The 24,485-nt window shown below is 52.6% G+C and carries 12 protein-coding genes; 1 reads left to right on the forward strand and 11 read right to left on the reverse strand.

The window, feature by feature from the left end; genetic code table 11:
• Positions 1-295 precede the first annotated feature (295 nt).
• Positions 296-8,599 (reverse strand): InlB B-repeat-containing protein, encoded by an 8,304-nt coding sequence (locus B1748_RS27285; RefSeq protein ID WP_087571118.1) that lies wholly within the window; start codon positions 8,597-8,599, stop codon positions 296-298.
• A 463-nt stretch (positions 8,600-9,062) separates the two neighbouring features.
• Between B1748_RS27285 and B1748_RS27290 the strand changes: the two genes are divergently transcribed.
• Positions 9,063-9,566, forward strand: coding sequence for a hypothetical protein (locus B1748_RS27290; protein WP_087571119.1), 504 nt, complete (start codon positions 9,063-9,065; stop codon positions 9,564-9,566).
• Between the two features lie 232 nt (positions 9,567-9,798).
• Here the strand turns inward: B1748_RS27290 and groL are convergent, their stop codons facing one another.
• The 10 genes from groL to B1748_RS27340 all read right to left on the reverse strand — a co-directional run bounded on the left by groL (position 9,799) and on the right by B1748_RS27340 (position 24,396).
• On the reverse strand, positions 9,799-11,436 hold the full coding sequence (groL, locus tag B1748_RS27295) for a chaperonin GroEL (protein ID WP_087571120.1): 1,638 nt from the start codon (positions 11,434-11,436) through the stop codon (positions 9,799-9,801).
• Between the two features lie 68 nt (positions 11,437-11,504).
• Complete coding sequence (gene groES, locus B1748_RS27300; protein ID WP_087571121.1) at positions 11,505-11,786, reverse strand: co-chaperone GroES; 282 nt, start codon at positions 11,784-11,786, stop codon at positions 11,505-11,507.
• Positions 11,787-12,214: 428 nt separating this feature from the next.
• Positions 12,215-12,463 (reverse strand): hypothetical protein, encoded by a 249-nt coding sequence (locus B1748_RS27305; RefSeq protein WP_087571122.1) that lies wholly within the window; start codon positions 12,461-12,463, stop codon positions 12,215-12,217.
• 106 nt (positions 12,464-12,569) lie between these two features.
• Positions 12,570-13,757 (reverse strand): DUF2264 domain-containing protein, encoded by a 1,188-nt coding sequence (locus B1748_RS27310; protein ID WP_256975961.1) that lies wholly within the window; start codon positions 13,755-13,757, stop codon positions 12,570-12,572.
• Positions 13,758-14,000: 243 nt separating this feature from the next.
• The gene (locus tag B1748_RS27315; RefSeq protein WP_087571123.1) at positions 14,001-15,128 is read right to left on the reverse strand and encodes a glycoside hydrolase family 88 protein; all 1,128 of its coding nucleotides are present in this window, start codon (positions 15,126-15,128) and stop codon (positions 14,001-14,003) included.
• A 42-nt stretch (positions 15,129-15,170) separates the two neighbouring features.
• Positions 15,171-16,886, reverse strand: coding sequence for an S-layer homology domain-containing protein (locus tag B1748_RS27320; protein WP_179215857.1), 1,716 nt, complete (start codon positions 16,884-16,886; stop codon positions 15,171-15,173).
• Between the two features lie 24 nt (positions 16,887-16,910).
• On the reverse strand, positions 16,911-21,032 hold the full coding sequence (locus B1748_RS27325; protein ID WP_087571125.1) for a 3-keto-alpha-glucoside-1,2-lyase-like domain-containing protein: 4,122 nt from the start codon (positions 21,030-21,032) through the stop codon (positions 16,911-16,913).
• A gap of 127 nt (positions 21,033-21,159) precedes the next feature.
• Positions 21,160-21,999, reverse strand: coding sequence for a carbohydrate ABC transporter permease (locus tag B1748_RS27330; protein WP_087571126.1), 840 nt, complete (start codon positions 21,997-21,999; stop codon positions 21,160-21,162).
• Positions 22,000-22,014: 15 nt separating this feature from the next.
• On the reverse strand, positions 22,015-22,953 hold the full coding sequence (locus tag B1748_RS27335) for a carbohydrate ABC transporter permease (protein ID WP_087571127.1): 939 nt from the start codon (positions 22,951-22,953) through the stop codon (positions 22,015-22,017).
• Positions 22,954-23,052: 99 nt separating this feature from the next.
• Positions 23,053-24,396 carry an ABC transporter substrate-binding protein gene (locus B1748_RS27340; RefSeq protein WP_087571128.1) on the reverse strand — a complete coding sequence of 448 codons (1,344 nt, stop codon included), beginning with the start codon at positions 24,394-24,396 and terminating at the stop codon, positions 23,053-23,055.
• Between the last annotated feature and the right edge of the window lie 89 nt (positions 24,397-24,485).

Here is a 24,485-nt window from a genome sequence, read left to right on the forward strand (position 1 = left end):
GCCTAAAGCTACTGCAAATCGACCTGAATTGAAATATTCATCCTTCCTTCTGAGGATTCACATTTCCTCATTATGCATGATGCATTTCTTTTAATTGCTTCATTTTTTCTTATTCTGTGGGCTTTGCATGACAGAACGACCCTGATCGAAGCTAAAATAGGCTTCTTGCAAAGTTCGATCTGAACTCGCAAGAAGCCTCATATTAATTTGATGAAATTCACCGCAAAATCGCGGTCGGACTCATAACAGAACAGCCTACTCCGATGGGAGAAGGCTGCTCTGCCAGTCTGATCTGTCAAGGTTGATGGAAATCCGGATCATACTTCATCACGGACACTTTACCTTCAGTTACTGGGCCTGTTGAGACTACGATATAATTCACATAAATGTTGTCGCTGCTGTCCGAGGCAAGACGTATCCCATGTACGTTATCGGCGGAGATGCCTGCCCTCTCTACGAGACTCCAACTGCCACCCCCGTATTTCATCACAGTCACTCTGCCGCCGCTTGCAGCATCTCGATAAGCAACATAAGGAGTACCGGATCTGTCAAATGCGATAACGGTAGATAAGTCCTTCGAATCATCCGATGTTATCGTGAATCCGGAAGTGCCTACAGATTCCCAAGTGGATCCCATATATTTCATCACGGTCACTTTGGTAGAACTGCTCATATAGGCCACATAAGGTACCCCGCTTGGATCAAGCGCGAATGACGCATCAAACATGCCGATTGTCTGGAACTGGGAGTCACTGATCTCCTCCTGAGCATAGGCCGCACCAGCGCTGTTGAATTTAACCACATTTGTTTTTGTCCCAACTCCCCCGGCTCTATACGTATAGAATAGATAAGGGGTCTTGCTTTGGTCAAACGACATGATTAGATTACGAGTTGTACTCGACCCTATTGTACCATCGTCTATCCTCTCCCAATTGCTGCCTGTGTACTTCGCCACATATATGGAATTATAGGAGCTCTGGGAGTCATCGATGTAAGCTATATAAGGAGTGTTATCCTTGTCTATGGCGATGTAAGGATGGTTCCCCCTTCCTTCTATGCTGCCTACGGATTGCCAAGCGCCCTCATGATATTTCTTTACGACCGCTTTTTGGGATAGATTGGAATATGCAACGTAAAGCGTGTCCAAGCTGTCTATGGCAAGCGATACAGTACTCGAACCCGATTTCTCGAGAGCGGTTGGACTTTCGACGGACCGCCACTCGTTATCCACGTATTTCATCACGAATACTTCGGAATTCCAAGTCACATAAGCCAGATAAGGAATGCCTTGGCTGTCGATTACGACTTTGGACTGATCCCCCGCTCCCGCATTCATCTCGTCGCCGACTTGCAGCCACGATGTTTGCGACCACTTCGCGTACAAGGTAAGGTTAGCGTTCACCTTTGCCGAGAAGTTATAGACCGTCGTCAAACTGCTGTTGCTGTACCAACCCTCGAACTTGTAGCCTGCACGATTCGGTACGGCAGGCGCCACGGCGCTGCTTCCTGGAACCACCGCCTGGCTCTCCACGACTGGCCCGCCGTTGCTGTTAAAGGTCACCGTGTGGACGTTTAATGTCCACAAGGCGTACAAGGTCAGATTGCCCGTCACCGGTGTATCGAATCTGTAGCGGTTCGCCAACTCGCTGTCGCTGTGCCAGCCGCCGAACGTATAACCTGCCCGCGTCGATGGATCAGGCACGTAAGCAGTGCCGCCCCTTGCCACCTTCTGGTCAGCCACAGACGATCCGCCGTTGCTGTTGAAGCTCACCGTGTAGATGGCCGTCCACTTCGCATACAAGATGAGGTTAGCCCTCACCGAAGTCGTGAAGATGTAGCTATTGTTCAGTTCGATATCGCTGTACCAGCCATCGAATCTATAACCTTCCCGAGTTGGTGCGACAGGTTGCGTCACTGTATTGCTATGAATCACCGATTTACTGTCCACCGCCGACCCGCCGTTGCTGTTGAAGCTCACCGTGTAGATGTTATCCGTCCACTTCGCGTACAGCGTGAGGTTAGTCGTGATCGGCGTCGAGAAGCTGAAGCGGTTTGTCAAGCTGCTGCTGTCGTACCAGCCTTCGAACGTAGAACCTTCTTGCGTTGGTGCGACAGGTTGCTCAGCTACGGCGCCTTCGTACACCGTTTGGGTAGCCACCTGCGACCCGCCCCTGCTGTTGAAGCTCACCGTGTAGCTGACTTTTGGAACACTCGTCCACTTTGCATACAGCGGGAAGCTGCTCGTCACAACATTGGCCTCGAAGTCATAGGCGCTCGTCAACTCGCTGTCGCTGTACCAGCCGCTGAACACAAAGTCTTCCTTCGTCGGTGCGGCAGGCGCCGCAGCCTTGTCTCCCTCGTTCACCTTCTGGTCAGCCACCGCCGACCCGCCGTTGCTGTCGAAGCTTACCGTGTAACCGCGCAGCCACTTCGCATATAGCGTGAGATTATCTGTGATCAGTGCGGTAAAGACATAGACAGTCTGCAGGTTGCTGTCACGATACCAGCCGCCGAACACCAAATCCTCCTTCGTCGGTTGATCCGGTTCGCTTGCTTGGGATCCATATTCTACCGTCTGGCTGCTCACCGGCGACCCGCCGTTGCTGTTGAAGCTTACCGTGTAGCCGTTCCGCGTCCACTGTGCTTTAAATTCGACATTATGGGCAGGCATCGTTGTCGAAGACTCCGCTATCGGAGGGTCCGAGATCCACCCTGCGAATGTACGCCCCTGCCAAACCGGTGTGCCAAGGTGTAGCCCCGTCGTTGCCCCAAACGGTACGCTAACTACCTTGCTCGCTTCGCCGGAACCATTGTAATTTATCGTCATGTTGTAGCTATTGCGCTTGTAATACAGCTTCAGCACCGTTGAGCCGTCGCCCGCTATACTAGCTGTCTGCGCAGCAGTCGGATCAAAGGTAAAACCCTCATAGACCTTTGGCGTTACATCCGCCGAATTTACCGTGGCATCGGTCGTGCCGCGATACGATTCTTTATCCACAACGGTATAAGTGCCGCTATGAATATTTATATCTTGCTGCAAATGTACGACTTGGTAAGGCGTGTCCGTTTTGGCTGTCCACCTTGCCGTATAAGTCGTGTCCGTAGTCGGCATTACGCTTGGAACCTCCGGAGACCAACCGGCAAACGTATAACCCGGTCTTGTCGGCACCGGTATCCGACCGGCGATGTTCTTGCCGAACGGTTCCGTTATCGAACTGCCTGTCGGTGCACCTTCATAGCCCAAAGAGAAGGTCATCTTTCGGTTCGTCGGATAATATTCAACCCTGATAGCCGTCGTGCCGTCGCCTTTGAGCAATGCTCCGCTTACCGTGCCATTCGTATACCCTTGATCCTTGAACCTCTCGGAGTTGATCACGATTCTCGTGTCGGTTGTTCCGGTCAAGTTTTCCGTAATCACAGGCGAAGTCGATGTCCCGGTGTTCGGGTCTATCAAGTAATGCTTAACCGTATACGGAGTATTCGTGTTCGCGGTCCAGCGCGCGAACAGAATCATATCCTCGGCAGGCATTTGGCTCGGAATCGTGATCTTCGTTCCGCCGGTAGGAGCCGTATACCAGCCGTCAAAGGTGTATCCCGTATATACCGGATCGGTTACGCTTATCGCCGCGTTATAAGGGGCGGCAATCACCTGAGTTGCTCCGCCATTCCGCGGGTACAGCTCTAGAATATAGTCGCCGGTTCGAGCCATCCAATTTAACGGAATCTTGCGCCTGAGCGGTTCCGACGTGAACGACAGCGGCGCTCCTTTCCAGGTGATGACCAGATTTCCCTCGCTCACCGGAATCTTTTTGTCCACCACTTCGATCTTTTGGGTATCCGGATCATACTTGAAATTCGGATTGTCCACCTGGATATCGAACCTCGAGAGGTCATACTTCTCGGTATCCGTTTCGCCTGACTTCAAATCAAACATGCGCATGGTGAACAGCATTTCCGGTACTGCAACGGAGGTCACCCGGGCTGCCATTTTCAATAGGGGCGCCTCATCCTGCGAATAGTCAAAGTTGTAGACATTATTGGTCTCCCCGATTGTATACAGCGGCCACTCTTCATCGACCAGCTCCACGCCGGTCGAGAGCAAACCATCGCCCAATTGGGCGCCGAGCTCAACCTCCAAATAGATGCCTACCTCAACATACAGGGCGCCCAAAGACTTCGTGCTTTTTACCCCGCTCACATTTTTTAACTGGTAATAGAAGTAACCCCATAGCTTCAAATACACACCGGGTTCTGCAGAAATCCCAATGCTATTTAATTCGACGCTTCCAATCCCCGCTTTTACCTCCAGATTAATACCGGCTCGTAATCCGAGCGTCCCCATCACATAGAAGGTAAACTGATAATCGCCGTCTCCCGGCAAGCTGACTGTATTGCTCGTGCCGGTAAAACTCAGTACGCGCAAAGTCACCGAGTAACGCTTCGCCATTTTATAGTAGAAATCCGCCCCGATCGTCAGGTTGACCTGAGCGCTGACCACAAACTTGGCCTCGAATTTGATTTCTACAATCCCTAAAGCTACGCGCATGCTCGCCTCGAAAATTTCCTTCTCGATTAGCGGAACCCATTCCGTGTCTTGCTCCAACATCTCTTTATACTGTTCCTTCAGAGTCTCCACATCCACGTCGGTATCTTGCACGCCCGCCATGATCGCTTCGATCTCTGTCGCGATGTCCCGCACTTGACTAAAGAGTCCCGAGGTCTTCGCATCCAGCCAGTCATCCAGTGCAGCTCCCAGCTTGTCGTGTTCGACAAGAGCCATCTCCGCTGTGATGTTGAGCCCCGTATAGCTATAGGCATCCAGATTCGCCGTAATCACATAATCATCAATGACAGGGAATAAAGGGATCCTACCAAAAAAAGTATTTACGGTATACCAGTGCCATTTCGTCTCCGAATTAACGCCGAGATCCAGACTCATCTCCTGAATGAAGGTACCCGTCATATGGATGACAAGGGCGCCCTCTTCGCCATTGACGACAATATCGGCTCCTACTTGCAGGGTAGCGCTCACGCCGGAGGTTCGGCCGTTAATGTGCTTCAGCTTCGTGCCGAGCGAAGCAACGACGGTCAAGTTCTCCACCGTTACCGTGTCTGCCGATAGTATACCTACCTTCGACTGTGCCTTGAAGTCATTCGTCTCCAAAGCAATGGCGCTCAGATAGTTCGCGGCTTGATCGACGAATCCGCTCTCGATCGCTTGCTGCTCGATTTGCGCTTCGAGCCTCGCGATCTGCTCATCCGACAATAGCACGTCTCCGTTAATCGCTTGCTCCTGATAGAGGTTGAACGAATTTGTAACGTCCTCTACCGTAGCATCGGTATACGTAATGATGTCCATCTCTGCCGCAGACGTAATGGAGGTGATGAGCCCGTAGCCGACGATCCTCAAATCTTCATCAGCGAATTCACCATTAATGGCGAACTCGCCTTCATAAAACCCGATAAAGTCGCCCACATCCACCGTAGTCAGCTCATCCAAGCCAAGCGGCTCATACATACTGTCGCTGTAGTTCATCAAGGTGTGCTCGACCGTGATGGAGTTGTTATCGGGATTTCCATCCGTATCGGCCTCTACGCTCACCGGCAGCACATCCGGTTTGAACAACACTTGATCCGAGTCCGCACGACCATAAGCGTAGGTTGTACCGCTTACCGCTGTGATCTGGACATAGGCAACATCGCCAGCGTCTTCGCCGGTTGTTTCTACCGTGCGAAGATCAGGGCGAACCCCTTGATAGATGGCGACGGTATCGCCAACTTTAATCGAGGCGCTCCCGCTATATACGAACGTTCCACTGCTTGCATTCGCCTCAGCCAGCGTATTTCCGCTGCCGCCCACCGTCGTCGTGACGACAGGTATGGCTGGCGAATTCACATTCGCGCCATCCAGCATCATATCCGAGACTTCGGCGAAGGCCAGATAGATCAAGTTCGGATTGAGCGGAATATTCATGACTTCTTGCTTGGCAACGCTAAACACATAGATGCGCGTCGTCGCATCTTGTCCTTGGAAACGCAGGTTGTCGTCCGTCAACGTAAGTTGGTAGGTGTTGCCCTCGACGAACTCGCCGCCTTCGGCTGCCGAAGCTACCGTGAAGCGATCGTTCCCTTGGGTGACAGTAATCCCCGCGAAGTCGGGATTCGCTATATCCTTGAACGTCATGCCCGCTTTAACCTCGGATGCCGTCAGATTGCCCGATGCATCTATAACAGCAATCGTGAAGTTCGGCGAAACATCCAGCATCGAGTGGCTAGGCGTAGTCTGTACGGCATTATCCACGCTATCCATATACTTCGCATACAAGGTCGTATCCTCGATAATGGAACTTCCTTCTGCGAAAATTAGCAAATGATCGCTGTCCCTAAACCAGCCCTGGAAAATATACCCGTCCTTTGCCGGGGCAGGCAGTTTACTCAGCGCTTCTCCTGCTTGTACCGTCTGAGAGGCTAGCGCCGTTCCGCCGTCACTATCAAAGCTTAACGTGTAGCTATTTGCCGTCCACTTCGCATACAACGTGATGTCTTCGGTCACCGCTGCCGTGAAGCCGTAAGGGCTCCGCAAGTCGCTATCGCTGTACCAGGCGTCGAACGTATAGCCTGCCCGTGTCGGGGCGGCAGGTCTCGTCGCGGATCCGCCATAATTTACAGACTGACTAATCACTTCTGAGCCGTCGTTGCTGTTGAAGCTCACTGTGTAGCTATTAATCGTCCACTCCGCATACAACGTCAGATTGCCAGTCACCTTTGCCGTAAAGCTGTAGGCGTTCGTCAAATTGCCGTCGCTGTACCAGCCGCCGAACGTATAACCTGTCCGGGTTGGAGCGCCAGGTTCCGCAGCCATGCCGTTATAATTCACGGACTGGCTATTCACCGCCGATCCGCCGTTGCTATTGAAGCTCACTGTGTAGCTATTAATCGTCCATTTCGCATACAACGTGATAGGGCCAATCACCGCTGTCGTGAAGCCGTAATGGCTCGTCAAGCCGCTATCGCTGTACCAGCCGCCGAACGTATAACCTGCCCGCGTCGGTTCGTCGGGTGCCGCAGCCACGGCGCCTTCTTCCACCGTCAGGTCAGCCACTGCCGTACCACCGTTGCTGATGAAACTTACCGTGTAGCGGTTTTTTTGAACAATCGTCCACTTCGCATACAACGTGATATGCCCCGTCACCACCGCTGTTGTGAAGTCGTATGCGTTCGTCAAGTTGCTATCGCTGTACCAGCCGCCGAACACATGATCCTTCTTCGTCGGCGCGCCAGGTGCCGCAGCTTTAGCGCCTTCGTTCACCGTCTGCTCAATCACCGTCGATCCGCCGTTACTGTTGAAGCTCACTGTGTATTTAGCCGTCCATTTGGCGTACAACGTCATGTTATCCGTTACCGGCGTCGCGAAACTGTAGCCGACTGTCAAGCTGCTGTCGCTGAACCAACCGCCGAACGTATAACCTTCCCGCGTCGGTGCGTCAGGTTCCGTAACCGTACCGCCATAATTCACTGGCTGACTATTAACCAATGGTCCGCCGTTACTGTCAAAGCTCACCGTAAAGCTTTTAATCGTCCACTTCGCGTACAACGCAAGCTTACTCGTCACCGCTTCCGTGAAGTCGTAGGGAATTGCCAAGCTGCTGTCGCTATACCAGCCGCCGAATGTGTAACCTTCCTTTGTCGGCACTTCAGGTACCGCTGCCTTGGAGCCCTGTCTCACCGTCTGGCCAGTTACCGCTGTACCTCCGTTGCTCTCGAACGTAATCGCATACTCAGTAATGCTAATACCTCCGCCACCGCCATTGCCACCGCCATTGTTGCCGCCGGTGTTGCTGCTGGGTTCAGGCGTTGATGTTGGTGTTGGTGTCGGCTTAGGCGTCGCCGTCGCTTGATTCTGCCCTTGCCACGCTTCCACAACCACATTGCTGCGCATGAAGGTAACGGCAGCTTGCGCACGGGTCGCTTGGTCATGCGGGTTGAAATTGCCATTGGCATCCCCGACGAACAAGCCTGCTTGCCACAGCTTGATGACCGCATCAACAGCCCAAGAAGACACATTGGCGAGATCGGCAGGCTTCGTGGTTACGAGATTACTCGTTTGATAGGGAATCTGATGGCTTTCAAAATACCGCAAAGTCATCGTCACCATCTGCTCCCGGGATACGGTTGCATCTGGAGAAAAGTTCCCGTTGCCCGTGCCGTCGGTAATCCCTTTCTTAGCAGCCCACTCTACATATGGGGCATACCAAATCCCCGTCTGCACATCGGCAAAGGTCGAGATTGGATATTCGCTAACATCCACGCCTGCCATTCGGCCAAGCGCCGTCACATACATGGCACGCGTCATCGTACCCTGGGGCGAGAAGCTGTCAACACCCGTCCCGTTGAATATGCCATTCTTCTGGACATAGAGAACCGCATCGTAGAACCAGTCCGTTGGTTTAACATCTTGAAACTCGTTTGTTTCGGCCGCTGCCGCCTGCTGCACAGGAAGTAAGTTCACTGGCAGCAAGCCAACAATCATGCTGATAACGAGCATCAACGCCAGAATCCGTGATTTTATCTTCCATCCACGTTTTATTGCCTGCTTCAAACTCTTTCATCCCTTCTAGAAGCTGTTATGAATCTCTTTAATTGCCATACTGACTCTCTCATTCCCAATGCCAAAGACCTATAGCCCCTGCCAGTTACGTTAACCTTCCCTTCGTAACAACCAAATTACGACAGTAATTACGTAAATTTAGTTACTATTTTCCTACTATGTTATCATCGTCGATAGAAACACTGTCGAATTATAAAGAAAACTTTAAGTTTCATATATAGACTAATTTACTATGATAAAATTGGGGAAATCGATATCATCTATCATTCTTCGAGGGGACAATCGTGAAGGAATACAGAGTTGGTATTCAACGCTTACGAATCCTATGGAAGCAAATATGGGACAAACAAGAGAGTTCATTACTCTTGCAACAAAACCGCCTTTCGAGATTAGTTATTAGGTATAGCCGACTGGTTATGCCTCTTTTTCTGCCTAACCAAAAGGAGCGAATAGCATGAAGTTTTTACGTGAGCCCCGGTTCTTCCTTCTTAAGATGCTTGTCATATACCTGGTAGGTAAAGTCTGTATACTCTACTTCAATGACAGTGAATTCTCACTTGTAGCGGAACTTTGGGCAACACTTGGAATAGCTATTTTCTTCATTCTGATGCTTGCAATTGCCTGCGCGATTCCTGCAGAGAGCTATGATTCCTCTCCTCTACCCGTACAAGATAGTGTCTTGAAACGAATCAAACAGAGCATGTACTACAACATCGTAGACGGTCATCGAGGCCTCTTCAATGAACCGGACATACGTTTTGAAGAAAATAAAGTACGACTCACCTATACCAAGATCGAGAGCCCTGAAGAAGCCATAATAAAAATCGACGCGTACATATTAGTGCTGGAAGAAGTCAATACGAGCGTTGGGGATAAATACATTGAAGAGTTGCAGAAGATGCGGGCTGAGGCTCAATATATGATGCTGAACCCTGTAGAGCATACAGTGCATCTCTGAGGACCTGCATCACTTTAATCTTTACCTTCATGGGACCACGCAAAAAAGAGGCTTCGCAAAAGTTTGGTGAACTCATGCGAAACCTCTAATTTTTGCTGTGTAACCAAAATGTGACCACGGGGAGCTATGTTTAAGCTTGATTACCGCATGGAGCGTACTCTGCTCCATCGGCGATGAAATCTACCGCTAATGCGCGGTCGCTCATCATCGAATTACTTCGATAATGATTTCATCACATCATTCCGCCCATACCGCCCATGCCGCCCATGTCAGGCATGCCTGCGCCGCCAGCGCCCTTCGGCTCAGGCTTGTCGGCTACGACAGCCTCAGTTGTCAGGAACATAGCCGCTACGGAAGCAGCGTTTTGCAGTGCGGAACGCGTTACTTTAGCAGGGTCGACGATACCGGCGTCGAACATGTTGACCCACTCGCCAGTTGCCGCGTTGTAGCCGATGCCTACTGGCTCGTTTTTCAGACGCTCAACGATAACGGAGCCTTCTTGGCCTGCGTTTGCCGCGATTGTGCGGATTGGCTCTTCCAGAGCGCGCAGGACGATGTTAACGCCAGTCGCCTCGTCGCCATTAGCCTCAACAGCTGCAACCGCTTTGTATACGTTAACCAGAGCCGTGCCGCCGCCGGATACGATACCTTCTTCCACCGCTGCGCGAGTGGAGTTCAGGGCGTCTTCGATGCGGAGCTTGCGCTCTTTCAATTCGGTTTCAGTAGCCGCGCCGACTTTGATTACCGCTACGCCGCCAGCCAGCTTGGCCAGACGCTCTTGCAGCTTCTCTTTGTCGAAGTCGGAAGTTGTTTCTTCCAATTGAACGCGAATTTGGTTTACGCGGGCAAGGATGTCGGCAGAGTCGCCGGCGCCTTCCACGATGATCGTGTTTTCTTTAGTGATACGAACTTGGCGAGCAGAACCCAGTTGCTCTACTGTAGTGCCTTTGAGCTCAAGGCCGAGCTCTTCCGTAATCACTTGGCCGCCAGTGAGGGCAGCAATATCTTGCAGCATCGCTTTGCGACGGTCGCCGAAGCCAGGAGCTTTAACCGCTACGCAAGTAAATGTACCGCGAAGTTTGTTCAGAACCAGCGTCGCTTGCGCTTCGCCTTCCACGTCTTCCGCGATGATCAGAAGCTGCTTGCCGGATTGTACAACCTTCTCCAGGACAGGCAGGATTTCTTGAATGTTCGTGATTTTTTTGTCCGTGATCAGGATGTAAGGGTTGTCGAGCACCGCTTCCATCTTGTCCGTGTCCGTGATCATGTATGGGGAGATGTAGCCGCGGTCGAATTGCATGCCTTCAACCACTTCCAGCTCCGTGTTAAAGCCTTTGGACTCTTCTACAGTGATAACGCCGTCGTTGCCGACTTTCTCCATTGCTTCCGCGATCAGTTGGCCCACTTCTTCGTCAGCGGAGGAGATGGAAGCAACTTGCGCAATGGATTGTTTGCCTTCGATTGGCTTGGAGATCGCTTTGAGCTCCGTTACGGCCGCTTTAACGGCTTTCTCGATGCCTTTGCGGATAACCATAGGGTTAGCGCCGGCTGTTACGTTTTTAAGACCTTCGCGAATCATCGCTTGAGCCAGAACGGTTGCAGTCGTCGTGCCGTCGCCGGCAACGTCGTTTGTTTTTGTAGCTACTTCTTTAACCAGTTGTGCACCCATGTTTTCGAATGCATCTTCCAGCTCGATTTCCTTCGCGATGGACACGCCGTCGTTCGTAATAAGCGGGCTGCCGAATTTCTTCTCGAGCACCACGTTGCGGCCTTTAGGACCAAGCGTTACTTTTACTGCATTAGCAAGAGCGTCAACGCCGCGCAGCATGGAACGGCGAGCGTCTTCGCTGAATTTAATTTCTTTAGCCATAATCGTTAACCTCCCGATTGGTTAGAATAAAGTATACGGAATCTAAATCTTATTGGAACCCGGCTCTCTTAGCCGAAAATCGCATGGATGTCGCTTTCCTTCATGATCAAATACTCTTTGCCTTCGTATTTGATTTCAGTTCCCGCATATTTGGAGAACAGAACGCGGTCGCCTTCTTTTACTTCCAATGCAACGCGTACGCCGTCTTTCAGCGATCCGCTGCCTACCGCGATGACTTTGCCTTCTTGCGGCTTTTCCTTCGCCGTATCCGGCAATACGATGCCGCTTGCAGTCGTTTCTTCCTTCGCGATTGGTTCGATCAATACGCGTTCACCCAAAGGTTTAATCATTGAAAATAGCCTCCTTCTAAATTTGTCGCATGATTTTAATTCGTTAGCACTCGTGAGCCTCTAGTGCTAACAACCATTTTTATCATACTCAACTTCCCATCCGATTTCAAGTGCCTAGGGACAAATTTTCGGTAAAAATAACGGTGCGACTACAGAACCTGATGTCTACTGCAGCAAGGTCGAACCTCGGTCTGTGCAACGTATCCGTTCAAACTTTACTCCCGCTAAGTAAAACCGTCAGGGTAGATCATCCTGACTGTCCTTTCCGTGCTAGCGCCAACTTTTGTGTGCCGCAACTCAGATTTGCTTCCCCCTCATTATCCTTTAAACGATCTGTTATTCGGTATCCGCCGGATAACGATAGCTTGAGGCGGAAGAGCCCATAACTACAACTATCAAACCCGCCACTTCCGCAGATAGTTGGAGCGTTAGCGCGGATCTCGCACCGCACGGTTCATTAAAGCGGGGTTTTCCGCTTTATTCTGCGGATCTCGCATCGCGCGGCTCATTAAAGCGGGGTTTTCCGCTTTATTCTGCGGATCTCGCACCGCACGGTTCATTAAAGCGGAGTTTTCCGCTTTATTCTGCGGATCTCGCATCGCGCAGCTCATTAAAGCGGTTTTTTCCGCTTTATTCGGCGCGGCGAGGCGCGTTTCGTTCCGAGAATGATAGGTCAAGTATAGAGAAAACTCATACCTTACTATTATTTAACAAACAAGCCTGCATGCCGACGACGGATCGACGGATGCAGGCTAGCAATGGCTATTGACTATTATGCCCTTGTTACGATTTCAAGGCAGTGTCGATCGGAATTTCGTCGCCGCTCCATACCTTCTTCGAAGTCCATGGCGCGTCCGGGCCGCTCCAGAAAGGATGCGAAGCGGGCAGGCCGAGCGGAAGGAACGCCACCGCGCATAGATACAAGCTGCCCGTCGAAATGTAACTTTCGCCAATCTCCCGCTGATGTCCCGCCAAGCCGATCTTGAGCCAGCCTTCCGGCGTAAAGGTTCCCGGCGCGTCGAGCGTACGCCGTATGACGGCCGTCAGCGCGCATCGCACGCTTTCGGGAGAGAGCTCCTCCGGCAGCTCGCCGCGCAGCGCGCTCTGGGCGAGACTGTGAAACGCTCCGCAGCGATACGGGAGCGAGCGCCCGATTGGCGGGAACGAGCCGTCCGGTCCGATAAACCGCTCCTGTACGGCGGCGTAGCGTCGGGCCCGACGCTGCGCTGCAAGGCGGAGGTCATCCCATGTCCCATCCTGTCCCCGCATCGTCTCCAGCAAGTCGATCAGCATAGGCTGAATCACGAAGCTGTTGTAATAGTCCCAATGAAAATCCGGCCCGTCGCCATAGGCGCCGTCCCCCATGTACCATTGCTCATGCTGCCGGATCGCGTAATCGATTCGCATCGGGTCCCAGTCGGACTCGCCCGCCGCAAACAGGGCCGCTTCGATAAGGGCGGAGAACAGCAGCCAGTTGTTGTAGCCGGGCTTGCGCGTCCGCGTCGCCTTCAATGCGGCGATCACGTTGCGCTGCACGCCCGGATCCAGCTTCCGCCACAGCTCTTCCGGAGCGCGCAGCAGCGCCTGCGACAGAAATGCTGCGTCAACGATAGGCTGCCCGCCTTCCGAGAAGTTCATGAAATCCGGCGATTCCGGATTCGTGCCGGCATCAATGGCCGCTCTTGCCAGTTCCGCATAACGAAGACGAAGCGCTTCTTCCGCTCCATCCTCTGCCCCGCCCGGCTGCTCCAGCCATGGCGCCATGCCGGCAAGCAGCCTGCCCAGCGCCTCCAGATGCGTAAATTGGGCGCGATCCTCCGACATGCCAGGCTTGCATTCAACCGGCATGTCAACCTTTAGCCTCCGCTCGGCCAACGCGTTCAATACAGGACCGGCAACCTGTCCCAGCTTCTCCAGCCAAAATGCCCGTTCTCCCGAATGAGCGGTGCCTACGTTTGCTGCTGTCATCATCCTCTTCCATTCCCCCTGGTCTTGCTTTGTCTTACGAGCGTTATACAAAATGAAAATAAAACTCCGCTTCTATTATATACTTTCCGGTTGCCTCTTCGTCGACCCGTTTATCTGCGGCTCCATCCAACCTGTGGAAGTCCAGCGTATACCAGTGACGTTCCTTGCCAAAAATGAAAGAAAAGCAGGAGGAGCAAGATGGAGCTGGCGGGCAAGCGGCAGGCGAATGGGCGGCCCTGGGGGCTGCTACCAAAACAACTCGCCGTGCTTCAGCAGTCGCGAGATGCCCTCCGCGAAGTAGTAATCTCCGTAGATAAGCGGCACGTCAATATTTTTGTTCTCCGGATAATGGCTGGTGCCATGCAGAATCAAACCTTCTTCTTCCGCGTTGTCCCACGCCCCGTAACGGGTGTACAGGCTATGCAGCATACGCTCGCCCGCTTCGCGGTACAACGCGGATTCCGCCGAACCTACCTGCTCAGCCAGCAACAGCAAGCCGCAGGCCGCACAGGCGCCAGCCGAGCTGTCGCGATAGCGCGTAACGTCGTCGGGAATGCGGAAGTCCCATACGGGCACATAGTCCTCGGGCAGATTCGCGATAAAGAAATGCGCCACGCGCTGCGCCGCCCGAAGGTAACGCTCGTCTCCTGTATGCTTGTAGCTAAGCGCCATGCCGTAGATGGCCCAAGCTGCGCCGCGCGACCAGGCGGAATTTTCCGCATAACCTTGTCCGCCGTTTACGCCAAGCTTCTCGCCGCTTGCGGCGTCGAAGATGACAATATGATTAACCGAGCCGTCCTCCCGAATAAAATGGTCCAGTACCGTATCCGCATGCGCAATCGCCACGTGCTTGTAGCGAGGATCGCCGGATATGTCGGCTGCCCAGTGCAGCAGCGGCAAGTTCATCGCGCAGTCGATGATTGCCCAGCCGGAATTGTCCTCGCCCGGTCTCCAAGGATTCCAGGCGCGAATGTAGCGGCCCTTCATATTAAACCGAGCGCTCAGCAGATTTGCCGCCAGCAACGCCCGACGTTTCGACTCCTCTTCGCCGAGCAGCTTGTAGCGGGCAACGCTAGTGAGCTGCCACATAAATCCCATATCGTGATCCAGTCGATAGTAGTCGGATATCACCCCGTCCAACTGCGCCTCGCAGCTCTCAGCCAGCGCACGTAATGCTTCGTCTCCGGTTTCCCGGTAAACCAGCCATAGCAAACCAGGCCAGAAACCCGCCGTCCACCAATAGGCCGGCTCCAGTACATATTGTCCGTTTACGCTCGCATGCGGGAAACGATCTCCAATTCGTTTGCTCGTCCTTGATACTTTTGCGACAATCTGCTCCCATGCTTCTTGTGCCCATTCCTTCTGTATGGTCATCTCTCTGCTCCCATTCTTTGTCTGATCTATCGTTTTATCCTTCTACAGTCCAAACATCCTGTACAGTACGGCCGCAGCTTGCGCCCGGGTCGACAGTCCCCGCGGGGCAAAGCTGTTTTCGCCCATGCCGTTTATAATGCCTTGCTCCTGCATAACCGCTACCGCTTCGACGGCATACGGGGCGATGCTGGCCGCATCCGCAAACGCCGGCGCTTCCGCGCTTGGGCTCCATGCCAGTCCCATCGCCTTGGACGCCCGGTACAGCATGACCGCCATGTCTTGCCGGCTGATGGCGTCGTTTATCCCGAAGCTGCCGTCCGGTTTTCCTTGCGCGATGCCCAGCTTCTGCGCGGACGCCACGGCCTTATCATGCCAAGAGCCTTTTTGCACGTCGCTAAACGTAGCCGCAGCGGACGCATCCTCCAGATCGAACAGTTGCACCAGCATCGTAATAAACTGCGCCCGCGTCAGTTGACCGTTCGGCCGGAAGGCATCGTTGCCGACTCCGTTTACAGCGTCCCTTGCCGCCAGCGCTTCAATGTACGACCGCGCCCATGCCGCTTGGCCCAAATCTCCGAATGTCTTGTGCACATAGGCAGGGAAATATTTGCTGAAGTGTTTCGGGCTAAACTTTACCTTTCCCGTTGCCGGGTTGTACCTGGCGTTTTTGACCAGTTCCAGCTCGCCGCTATCCGTTACGTAGTAGATGACGATTTTGTCCGCCGTTTCGCCCGGCCGCAGCGTATAAGGCACTTCTACCGTCACTTCGCCCCCGCCAAACGCGCGGATTGGGCGTCCATCCAGCAGCAGCTCAAAATCGTACACCGCGTCTCCCGGATTCACCTGCTCGCCGATATTCGCTGGCAAACTCGATACATCCAGTCGGCGGACTGAAAACTGCAGATTGGACGCGGATTCGTCGTCGATCAGCCCCCGGTCAAGGGTGACAATCGCAAGGCCGCTGTCGATGACGATGTTCTTGGCTTTTTGTCCCGCTTCGCCGCGAACTTGCGCCAGCGGGAACTCCACCTCCACCTTGCTCGCCGCGACTCCCGGCTGCACCTCGATGCGCAGTGTTTGGCCGCTGAGCAGGTCGACCGCTCGCTGCATATGGTTGGCATTTAGCTTGACCTGCGCTGTCCCGCCCACGATCGAAGGCGCCCCCACCATAACGGACTTTTCCGTAATGATCGGTTCGTTATCGGGGGTTGTACCACTGCCACTGCCACTGCCGCCGCCAGTCCCGTCACCTCCTCCCGTTCCGTTGCCGACAATTACCGCGTTCGCACCCGTTGCCGGCTTATAGGTCGTCCATTGATCATTGGATTGACCTACCTTGATGGCGTCCAGCGTGAAGTTTCCTTCGCCGACCGCTTTGGCGGTCAGTTTGACGGTCCCCAGCACAATGCTGCCGCTCTCTCCCGCCGCATCCCCGAGCTTTGAGTAGACTGCTCGCACTTGGCCTCCGGGGAGCAGTTCCGTATTTACCAGCGAGCTGAAGCCTGTCAAACTCGTCGTAAATGCGCCGCTGCCGGCCGTCCACAGGGATGGATCGAACTTGACATTTAACTCAAACGCCACCAGTTCCTGCGCATTGCGAAGGCCGATCTCCACCTCGATCGTCTCCCCGACCCTGACTTCGGCCTTGGATACGTTCAAGTAGAAATCCGGCTCATACGGCGCCGCGAACAGCGCAGAAGGCCATACGGAGCATAGCAGCAGGAGCGCCAGCCCGATCGTCCATATTTTTCTTTTCATAGATACCATCCCTTTCTATAGTGCTTAAATCTTGCCCAGAATCCATTGCGCCAGCTTGCGCAGATCCTTGATATCGATCTCGCCGTCATCGATCAGATCCGCTTTTTTGTAAGTAGCCCAATCGGCGCCTTCCTGATTCTTGCCGTAGTAGAGTGACGTCATTAAGGCCAGATCGCCGACGCCCAGCCTGCCGTCACCGTTTAAATCGCCAGGCACATGCGCGATCACAAGCGATTGAAACGTCCCAACGGCGGCGTTTAATGTCAGAAGCGCCTGATCCACCTCGGCTTGAGTCGCCGTTTCACTATTCCGCGTCGTTTTCGCGGCCAGAATGGCCTGCCACAATACCGCCTTAGAGCCTGTCGGGTATTGTCCCGCCAGAGTTCCTTCAACTGCGGAGCCATGCAGCGCCTCCGCGTTCAATATAGCCTCATCCAGCGCGGTTTTGTCCGTTTCCGGCTCGGCATCCGCTTGCGTCTTGGCGATGATGATCCAGCTGAGCTGTACGTCGGTATTGCTGCCGGTCTTAGCAGGCGAAACGACGATTTCCATCGTGCCGGCCTCGTCCATCGCGATATCCTTGTGTGCCGCCGCCTCGTAGGAGCCGGTAATGATCCTTCCCGTTTCCACCGTCGTACCGTTGATGGCGGTATTCGCAACGCGATTCGACTGGGAAGACGAGAACCACGGGTCGTAGAAGCCGATGTAGACGTTGTATTCGCCCCCATCGAGATCAAATTTGTAGGTCAGATCCCGGCTGCTTGTCGTGTTCACATAGCGCAAGCTTTGGAAAATATCCGTGTTGTTTGTCCGGAGTATGCTGTTCGTGCCGGTGTATCCCCATGTTCTTCCATTCTGTGGATCGTAGCTTTGCTCTGCCACGGTATGCTGGAGCTGCTTGCCCGTGCTGGCCGTATAGTCGCCGACCAACTGCGTATATTGCGGCACTTCTCCAGATGACGGACTGACAAAATAAAGCATATGGTCCGGCAGAGTCACCGACACCTCGTAATTAACCGTATTGCCCGCCAGAGAAGTGCTTCCTCCAAGCGTGCCTTGTACCGTAGCCGTTCCAAGCTTCGTGCTTGCCGACGCCAGACTTGCGGGATCCCAGCTTACGGGCACGTTGTCGTAAATCGTCGAGCCTTGCTTCAAATGAAGCGTCGCGGGCAATTCCAGAGCTTCGCCCAGCTTGACGGTATGTTCCCCGTCTCGCAGCACCTGCAACGGCGCCAGCGCATCCAACGATTCCAGCTTCCAGTCGCTTACCGTCTGACCTTCGATCTTGGTTCCGTTCGCCGTAATCTGAATCGGAATCCATACGTAACCGGACGTTTCCAACGCACGTTGGATCCAGCGGTCGCCCATATAGATGAACAGGCCGTTCTCGGGATCATACGGAATGACCGCCGTCGACTGTGTACGATACGACGTATTCGACGTGTCGTACGGGAACGGATTGCCCAGATTCGTATAAGGCGTAAACGTCCTGCCTCCGTCCGTCGTATTGCCGAAAATATGATTGGCGCGATAGGCGATGGAAGGATTGGGATCCCACCCCGTTGTGCCGGACGTAATGAAATAATAATAACCGTTATATTTAAATACCGCTGGCGCCTCCCGGCTCGTATCTGTAAATACACGGGCCGTAAAGGTTTCGCCCAGTCCTTCCGTTCCGTCCTTGATCGGCGCCGTAAATTCGTCGTTCAATAATGAAATATACGTATATTTGTTTTCTTCACTGGAATAAATAGCATACGCTTTGCCGTCGTCATCCTTGAATACGGTCATATCGCGGGCCATACCTTTGTTGCTGTCGTAATAACCCTCGATGTAGTTCATTTTCTGCGCGTTGACCAGCTTAAACGGACCAAACGGAGAGTCCGATACCGCAAAGCCCATCTGCGCGCGACTGTACCGGCTGGCGGCGGTAACATAGGCCGGGTCGTTCTTGAGCGTATCGTAAAACTCCAATATGCGCGCGTCGCTTGGCCCGTCGACGTGGTACACAATGACATATTGGTTCGTTTTGTCGTTGTACAGCATTTTCGGACGTTCCATAATGGTGTAATAAGCATACGTACGGTCAAACGCCAATCTCAAGCTTGCTTCGTCGTAGGTTGCAGCCGCATAGTCGAAATCGCCGTCATTGCTCCGGCTATAGCCAGGTTGCGCATTATTGTCGACGTACGCCTGCAGGAAGTCGCGGGCGTAGTCGATGTCGAATTGGGACAAAGGATCGCCCAGTTCGTTGGTGCCAAAGCCTGCCGTTCCCATCGCGCGGGCTTTCAACGCCTCAAGCTGGCTGTCGCTGAACTGAACGCCTTGGCCATTCGCCGTTTTTTCCATTGGGAATACGCGATGCGGATAAAGGGCAACGCCCATGTCTGCCCAGTTGTATAGATCCTTGGATACATACGTATGAATGCCGCCAATCGGCCGGCCGCCGTAGGTTTTATCTTCGCCGACCCACAGCCAGGCACCGTCACCGTCGACCGGATTGTCCGTATATGTCGGTTCATTGCCGTTCCACGATACATGGTCCACCCAAATGACTTGGCCGCCGTGAGCCTGAATCGGAACGCCGTTCGTATCAAACCAGACGTCGGTGTTCTCTCCAGCCATACCGCCTATCGATGAATACGTGACGGGCTGAACGGGGCCGGTCAACTCCTCCACGGCAAGCCAACTGATCGCCGCATTTTTATTTGTTTTTCCCGCTCCCGGCCCTGCCGTATAGGAGCCTGCGTTCGTCAGCACGTAAGTTACGTCTGCGGCGCCATCCGGCAGCTCGATGTCATAGGTTATTAGCTTGGAATGACCCGCGTGATCCAGATGTAGACGATTGACGACTTTGGATACCTTTTTTCCGTCCAGATTGTAGCTGATCGATATTTTGATTGGCATTTCGTTGCTCCACCACAGACGATGATAGGAGGTAAAGCGATAGCTTTTGCCTCCTTCCAGACCGTCTAGCTTGTACGACAAGGTAGACAGCGAATCGCCGCCGTCGATCATGATGCCTGTAGCGTTTTTGTCCAGATCGGGTTGCTCCGATTTGTTAATGACAGTGCTGTTTGCTCCGGAGCTGGCAAGGGCGATATACCCCCATCCGGATGTCGAATTGTAAACCGCATTGCCGGACTCGTTTAGCAGGTCATTCCCTGTCAATGCCTTCACGGCATTATAAATGCTAGGAACTCCCGCGCCCGCATCGATAAAATATTTCAGATTGGGAGGCACAACCTCCACGTATGCCTTCACGGGCTCCGCCAGATCGTGTCTCGTCCCGTCGGCTCCCACCTTCAAATAAGCGGTTCCCGTTACTTCGATCGCTGGGGCGAAGGCTTGCGTATAGTCGACATTGGCCGGCAAACTCCAGTCTACGTATATGGGATCCACAACGGAATTGTCGAACGCCTTGCCGCTAACCGTATTCGGCATTGCCGGTTGCTGTCCCGTCAGGGTGGCGACAACGACCGGATTGTAGGATGCCGGCAGCTTCGTGCCGTCCTCCAACGTCGCTTTGATTTCGGTCGCGACCACATTATCGGCCGACATCGTTCCACTCAGGTTTTGCAAGCCGATTTTGCCCGCCGCAAATTGAGTGTCCGTAAACTCAACGACCTTGCTATTGTTCAGGTACCCCTGGATCAGGCTGCCGATCGCGACAACCTTGAGGTTGTACCATTGGTTAATCGACAAGGTCTGATTGGAGGATGCCAGGACGGAGGCAGAGCCGCCCACCCGCTTGATGAGCTGCACCTGGGTCGATCCCGATGCCGGCCTGTACAGCCGGAGCCAATAATTGTTGCTGTTGTCCTGCGCCCGGAACACGATGCCGGCGTATCCGCCATTGGCGTTGATCCGGACTTGGCTCTCTACCGTGTAGTCCTTCCAGGCCGCATCTCCCGTAACGATCGTCGAATTGGTATTGGTTGCGTTCAATATGCCGCTTTGTACGCTGTAAGCACCTGCGAGAATGCTCCAATCGGAAGAAAGGGACGCGCCGGAAAAATCGTCCTGAAACAAAATTGTGCCATTACTATTCGCATGAGCCACATTGGTTGGACCAATCGAAGCGAACAGCACGACGATCATGCAAATTGTCGTCCATATGGCTGTATACTTTTTGATGGATGTCAAAGGAAATCCACTTCCTCGCTATGTATTTTCCATTCACGAAAGCGCATACATCAACCTGCAATTTTTAAATGCGCGTACGATTGGACGGGCCGCATGCCTGCAGCCGATCCAATCTTATGCGCTAGTCTTAGCCTTTGATTCCCGAAGAAGCAACGCCCTGCACAAAGTTTTTTTGCAGAGCCAGGAATATAATCAATACCGGTATGATCGATACGACGCTGGCTGCCATAATGAGTCCGTATTCGGCCGAATATTGCGAGATGAACATCCGCAGACCGATCTGAATCGTCTTAAGCTCGGTTTTGGTCAAATAAATCATCGGTCCGAGGAAATCGTTCCATGTCGTAACGAAAGTAAAAATCGTCAGTGTAGACAATGCCGGCTTGGAGAGCGGCAGCATCAGGCGCGCCCAAATGCCGTACTCGCTCAAACCATCGATCCTTGCCGCTTCGCAAAGCTCATCCGGAATGCCTTGATAAAATTGCCGCATCAAAAATACTCCGAATGCCGAGAAAGCTTGCAAGAAAATAATGGCAAGATGCGTATTGTTTAGGCCAAGCTCGCGCATCATGATGAATTGCGGCACCATGTAGGCTTGCCAAGGAATCGCGATTGTTGCGATATAGGAGAGGAAAAGCAGGTTTCTCCCTCTAAAGCGAAGCTTCGCAAAGGCGTAAGCCGCGAAGCTGGACGTCAGCAATTGCAGCAAGGTCACGATGACGGATAATTTGACCGTATTCATAATAAACGTGCCAAGCGGTATGCGGGTCCAAATGTCCACATAGTTCTGCCAACGGATGTTGTCCGGTATCCACACCATCGGAAAGGAGAATACATCCTTATTAAGCTTGAACGAGGATGACAGCATCCAGATATATGGAATAATCATGCATATGGCAACGGCAATTAACGCGATATAGGCGAGCGTCATCCAGCCTGCGTGGAACTTCTTTTTTGATCCAACCATCTCTTCTGTCTCCTCCTATTGACCGTATCTTTTTTCGCCGCGGAACTGAACGATGGTTACGCCCATAACAATCAGGAACAACACGAGAGCCATGGCATTGGCGTAGCCGTAATCCAGCGAACGGAAGGCGGTATTATAGATTTGATAAACCAGTACCCTTGTGGAATCATTTAACTGGTTATCTGCTCCGGCAAACAGGTTGATGAAGATGTCGTACACTTTGAACGAATTGATGACCAGGATCATAAGTACAAAGAAGGTTGTCGGCGCCAGCTGCGGGATCGTAACATTAGTGAACCGCTTCCAGCCATTTGCGCCATCCAGCTCGGCAGCCTCGTATAGCTCGGGATTAACGCCCTGCAGCCCTGCCAAGTAAATGACCATATAATATCCCATGTTTTTCCATACGGTAAACAGGATAACCGTAAACATGGCCCAGTCTTTATCCGCCGCCCAACGAGGGAGATCCTCAATAGGAATGCCGGTGATGGTATGCAACAGATTGTTGATCGGTCCCATCGTGGGACTAAAGATAAAGTTCCATACCGCCGCAACCGCTACAAGAGAAGCCACATACGGGAAGAAAAACGCCGTTCTCATAAAATTACGTCCAACAATCTTCTGATTAAGCAAGATAGCAAGCGCAAGCGCGCATGCCATCGTCAAAGGCACTACTCCTATCGTATAGACAACCGTATTCCAAAGCGCTTTATGAAAGGTAGTGTCCTTTATAAGTCTTATAAAATTATCAATCCCGACATAATTCATAGGATTGGAGCCGTCCCATTTCACAAAGGCCAATATAATCGCAAATATCATAGGCACTAGCGTAAACAAGGCAAATCCGATAAAATTGGGCGCAATAAAGCTGTACGCCACCAGATGATCCTTCATCCCTCTTGTGATAAACGGCTTGTTGCTTTTTCCCGTTGCCAGCGTCGTTTCTTTCTGCATGATTTTCCCTCCAAACCTTCTCGTACGCCAAGCCGCCTGCTGCTTTATTTTGAAAGAGGCGGGCAAACGCCCGCCTCACAAAACACTGTTTCCGTGGCACTAATTGCTCAATACAAGCTCCACGCGTTTATTCATGTCTTCCAAACCTTTATCAATGCTTGTGTTTTTCGTCATGATGTTGTCGTGATTTTCGTTCAAAATAACTTCGATATCCGCGCTTTTTTCGTGCATCGGCATTTCCAGGTATGTTTTGAACGTGTTCAGAGCTTCTTTACTGTTTTCATCAGTCGGGAAACCATCGATGCTTGCGATCGAGCTGATAACCTCGTCGTTTTTGATCGCGGGAATCGTGCCGGTGGACGCGATAACCGTTGCGCCTTCTTCGCCTGTCACGAACTTCAGGAAATCAAGAGCCGCATCTTTTTTGGCGGACTTTTTGTTAACGGCCAGCGATGTGATGGTGCCCAGCGTCGTGCCCGGCTCCACGCCTTCCGGATGCGGATATTTCACGATACCCCAGTTGGCGGCGGCGGATTCGCCGCTTTTCACTTTGTCGATTTGCGTTGCGATAAACCAACTGCCCATGTTCAGCGTTGCAACGGAGTTGTTGTAGAACACGCCGGAGTAATGCGTGCTGGACGTTTTCAATGTTGCGTAATCCATAATAATGCCGTCATCCTGCAGCTTCAGAATGCGCTCGTAAGTCGGCTTCAGGAAATCGTATTTGCCGTCAACTACTGTGTTTTGGCCATCCAAAATGCCGAACAATTGAACAGCACTGCGCCAAGTGTGGTGATGCGCGCCGTATACCTTATCCGCGCCGGAGCCCGAAGTTACTTTTCTAGCAATCTCTTCATATTGATCGAACGTCATATCGTTGGTCGGATAAGGCACGCCCGCTTTGTCAAAGAGATCTTTGTTGTAGTAGATCAGCCAGAAATCGCTGCGGAAAGGAAGCGCATATACTTCGTCTTTCACTTGAATTTGCTCTACCGTACCGCCATATGCCGCTGTGTCAATGCCGCTTTCGCCAATAAAGCCGTTCAGCGGCTCCAGGTGATTTTGCTTGACCAGGTTGGAGTAACCCGGAATATCTTTGATCGTCAGAACGTCCAGATCCGCTCCGCCGGACAGTTGAGTGCTGAGCATGGTCATGTAGTCGGTGGAGCCAAGATCCACGTACTCAATCGTTACGTGAGGGTTAGCTTCTGTATACGCTTTAATAAGAGGCTCATAGTAAGCGGTTGCTTCCCAATCCCACAATGCCCATTTCAATGTAACGGGTTCGTTGCCCTTGTCCGCTGGAGCGCTTGAGGAATTCGTCGGCGCTGCTGTCGGCGCTGCTGTAGCCCCTGAGTTTCCGTTATTGCCAGAGCAACCCGCAACCATACCAGCCGCAAGCATAGCCGTTAATCCGATTCCCATTGTTTTTTTGAATCTCATGTAAAAGTCCCCTTTTCCTGGCGTTATTGGTAAAGCCCACTCGACATTGCCGAATCTATTTCAAATATTAGAACATAACTTGCCCAATG

Source organism: Paenibacillus sp. MY03 (genome assembly GCF_002165585.1).
GTDB lineage: Bacteria > Bacillota > Bacilli > Paenibacillales > Paenibacillaceae > Pristimantibacillus > Pristimantibacillus agaridevorans.